The organism is Rhodovulum sp., assembly GCF_011048875.1.
GTDB classification, from domain to species: Bacteria; Pseudomonadota; Alphaproteobacteria; order Rhodobacterales; family Rhodobacteraceae; genus Rhodovulum; species Rhodovulum tesquicola.
The window spans coordinates 1-3,555 of sequence record NZ_DSDD01000209.1; the positions used below are offsets into that span (position 1 = coordinate 1).

The following is a 3,555-nucleotide window of genomic DNA, read 5'->3' on the forward strand; positions in this document are numbered from 1 at the left end:
AGCCCTGGTCCCACATCATGTCCTCGAGATAGGCGACCTGGCTTTCGTCGAGGAACAGCATGATCTCGCCGGGCTCGGTGAAATCGGTCTGCGCCGCCAGCAGCGTGATCGAGGCCAGCCGGTCATCCGCCTCGCGCGCCATGGTCGCGGCGGCGATGGCAAGGATCGTGCCGCCCAGGCAATAACCGCAGGCATGGACGCAGGTCTGCGGCACGATCCGCCCGACCGCCTCGAGCGCGGCCATGACGCCGAGGCGCCGGTAATCGTCGAGCGAGACATTGCGATGCGCGGCGGTCGGGTTGACCCAGGAAATCGCGAAGACGGTGAAGCCCTGGCCGACAAGGTAACGGATCAGCGAATTCTCGGGCGACAGGTCGAGGATGTAGTATTTCATGATCCAGGCGGGCACGATCAGCACCGGCTCGGGATGCACGGTGGCGGTCTGGGGCGTGTACTGGATCAGTTCGAACAGGTCGTTGCGAAAGACCACCTCGCCCGGCGTGCAGGCCAGGTTACGCCCCACCTCGTAGCCGCTGTCGGGCACCGGCGTCTCGCCCGTCACCAACGCAGCGGCATCCCCGGCAAGGCGCGCCGCGCCAAGCGCCAGGTTCGTTCCGCCGCTTTCGAGGGTCTTTTGCAGGATCTCGGGATTGGTCAGGACCCCGTTCGAGGGCGAAAACAGGTCCAGGGTCTGCCGCGCCATGAAAGCCATGCGCTCGGCGTTATGACGTGTCGTGCCCCGTGCCGGTTCGGTGGCGTGCTCCCACCAGTCCTGCCAGGCCAGAAATCCCTGTTTCCAGAGGTTGAAGGGCGCAAGTCCCCAGGCCGGGTGCTCGAACCGCCGATCGCCCGGTCTGGGCGCGAACGGCGGAGCGTTCGGGCTGAGGCCCGCGGCATGAACGGCGAGTTTCGTCGCGGCCCGGACCCCGTGCTCGGCCAGTTCCAACTGCCGTCCCGGCGCCCGCGCAAGATGGCTGGCCCAGTCTGCCCAGGCCGTCAGGGCCGCCGTCGGAGAGATGCCGCCCGTCAGCCGCGCCGAGAGCGCCCGGCTTGCCCGGTCAAGCGTGTCATAGGGGTGATGACGTTCGCCATGCCCGTTCGGTGCCTTCATCGCCTGCCTCCGCCTTTGCCTTCACCTGTCAGGTGTCCCAGACCGTCATGACAGTTTTGCGATAGCAGCCGGGGCGGCCGGGATAAATGTTGCGTGGAAAGAAAACCGCCCCGGCCATGGGCCGGGGCGGTTTTCGTGGTCTTGCTGTCTCTCTCCGGTCAGCCTTGGCGGGCCTTGTAGCGGCGCTGGGTCTTGTTGATCACATAAACCCGGCCCTTGCGGCGCACAACGCGGCAATCGCGGTGACGCTCTTTCAGCGAGCGGAGCGAGTTGCGAACCTTCATCGGCTCTCCCCTCATGTCGCGGCGCGTCGGTGCGCCTTGTGGTTGCGTTACCTGCCCGGAGGCAGCGAATTCGATGGTGGGCGGTACTGGGATCGAACCAGTGACCCCTACGATGTCAACGTAGTGCTCTACCGCTGAGCTAACCGCCCCTTCTGCCCCGATCCCGCACGTCCAAACGAACCGGACGCGGGCGGGTCCACGTTGATCCGCAGATCTATAAAAGGAGTCGGAGCGCGGTTCAAGGGCTTTCGGCGCGCGCGGAATCGCCGCTATAAGTGATCCGAAGGAGGACTCGTGATTTGTGCGCCTACAGGTTGTTCCAGCCCGACCGGTTGTCCACGAGCGTGGTGTTCTCCTCGCCTCACAGCGGGCGCGACTACCCCTGGACGTTCCTGCGCCAGACGGTGTTGGACGAGCGGGCGATCCGCTCCTCCGAGGATGCCTTTGTCGATCTGCTGTTCGCCGACGCACCGTTCCACGGCGCTCCGCTGATCGCGGCCGATGCGCCGCGCGCCTATGTCGATCTGAACCGCGCGGCCGAGGAACTTGACCCCGCCGTGGTCGAGGGCGCCCGCCTGGCCGTGCATAACCCGCGGATCAGTTCGGGGCTGGGGGTGATCCCGCGCGTCGTGGCCAACGGTCGCGCGATCTATCGCGGCAAGATCAGCCTTGAGGAGGCCGAGACCAGGATCGCGACCTTCTGGCGACCCTATCATCATCGGCTTCAGGCATTGCTGGACGCGGCGCAGGCACGATTCGGCGAGTCGATCCTGATCGACTGCCACTCGATGCCGCGCGAGGCGATCGACAGCATCTCGCCCGCGGGAAAGCGGCGCCCGGATGTTGTGCTCGGGGACCGCTTCGGGGCCTCGGCTTCGCCTGATGTGGTCGAGCGGGTCGAGGCGGCCTTTGCCGCGGCCGGCCTGCGGGTGGGGCGGAACGCGCCCTTTGCCGGGGCCTTCATCACCCAGCGCTATGGCCGTCCCGCCCGGCGCATGCATGCGGTGCAGGTCGAGATCGACCGCTCGCTCTACATGGACGAGGCAGAGGTGCGGCCGAATGGCGAATTCGAGGATTTCCGGCGCCTGATGGTCTCGGTCATTGCCGATCTGACCGAGATCGGCCGGGCCGGCGAGGTGCCGCTGGCGGCCGAGTGAGGCGCGCCGCTACCGCAGCGCCCGGCCCTTGAGGATCGCCTGCGCACCAAAGCGCGCGCGGATCGCGTCGCTCGCCCGTTCCGCCCTGGCCCGTTCCTCCGCCTGCAGGTCGAACAGATCGCCCGACAGCTCGGCCCCCCTGGCCGCAACGATTTCGGACAGGCCGACACCGATCAGCCGGAACGGTCCTTGCGTTCCGGCGTGGTCAAAAAGCGCGCGCGCCTCGCGATAGATGCGGTCGGCGATCTGCGTCGGCTCGGCCAGCGCGTGGCGGCGGGTCAGCAGGCGGTGATCGGCACGTTTCAGCTTCAGCACCACGACGCGGCCCGCCCTCCCCCTGGCCTTGGCACGGTCGGCGACCTTTTCGGCAAGGCGCCAGATATGGCCGTCCAGCAGGCCCGGATCCGCGATGTCCTCGGCAAAGGTCGTCTCGTTCGAGATGCTTTTCACCGGCGCGTTGGGCGAGACGCGGCGATGATCCTGCCCGCGCGCCAGATGCCAGAGCCGCTCGCCCATCGACCCGAAGCGGGCGGCAAGATCGCGTCTTTCCCAGCGCCGGAGATCGGCAAAGCTGCGCACGCCCGCCTGCTCCAGCGCGGCGCGCCCCGCAGCACCGACGCCCCAGATCAGCCCCACGGGCCGTTCCGCAAGGAAATCAAGCGTTTCGGTCCGGCCGATCACCGCAAAGCCGCGCGGCTTGTCGAGGTCGGAGGCCAGCTTGGAAAGGAACTTGTTGTGCGACAGCCCGATCGAGCCCGACAGGCCCAGCTCGTCCTCCATCCGCCTGACCAGCCGCGCCAGCAGGAGTGCGGGTGGTGCGCCGTGCAGCCGTTCCGTGCCCGAGAGATCCAGAAACGCCTCGTCAAGCGACAGCGGCTCGACCGCGGGGGTCAGTTCCTCCATCATCGCGCGGATGGCCCGCGATGCCTCGGCATAGGCCGCGCCGCGGGGTTTGACCACCGCCGCGTCCGGGCAAAGCTCAAGCGCCTTGAACATCGGCATG

Annotated in this window: 4 protein-coding genes and 1 tRNA gene; 1 reads left to right on the forward strand and 4 read right to left on the reverse strand. The window is 67.5% G+C overall.

Features of this window, described 5'->3' with window-relative positions:
* The 3 genes from ENN83_RS07250 to ENN83_RS07260 form a co-directional block, all read right to left on the reverse strand.
* Positions 1-1,111 (reverse strand): PHA/PHB synthase family protein (locus tag ENN83_RS07250; RefSeq protein WP_287185589.1); only part of this gene is annotated, 1,111 nt, incomplete at its 3' end.
* A 158-nt stretch (positions 1,112-1,269) separates the two neighbouring features.
* Positions 1,270-1,395, reverse strand: a complete 126-nt coding sequence (gene ykgO, locus ENN83_RS07255; RefSeq protein WP_132693414.1) for a type B 50S ribosomal protein L36 — start codon at positions 1,393-1,395, stop codon at positions 1,270-1,272.
* A gap of 74 nt (positions 1,396-1,469) precedes the next feature.
* Positions 1,470-1,544: transfer RNA gene (locus ENN83_RS07260), tRNA-Val, on the reverse strand.
* A gap of 150 nt (positions 1,545-1,694) precedes the next feature.
* Here ENN83_RS07260 and ENN83_RS07265 point away from each other — a divergent pair.
* Positions 1,695-2,552: an N-formylglutamate amidohydrolase gene (locus ENN83_RS07265; RefSeq protein ID WP_287185592.1), complete on the forward strand. Its 858-nt coding sequence runs from the start codon at positions 1,695-1,697 to the stop codon at positions 2,550-2,552.
* Positions 2,553-2,561: 9 nt separating this feature from the next.
* Here the strand turns inward: ENN83_RS07265 and ENN83_RS07270 are convergent.
* A partial coding sequence (locus ENN83_RS07270) for a DNA polymerase IV (protein WP_287185593.1) occupies positions 2,562-3,555 on the reverse strand: 994 nt, incomplete at its 5' end.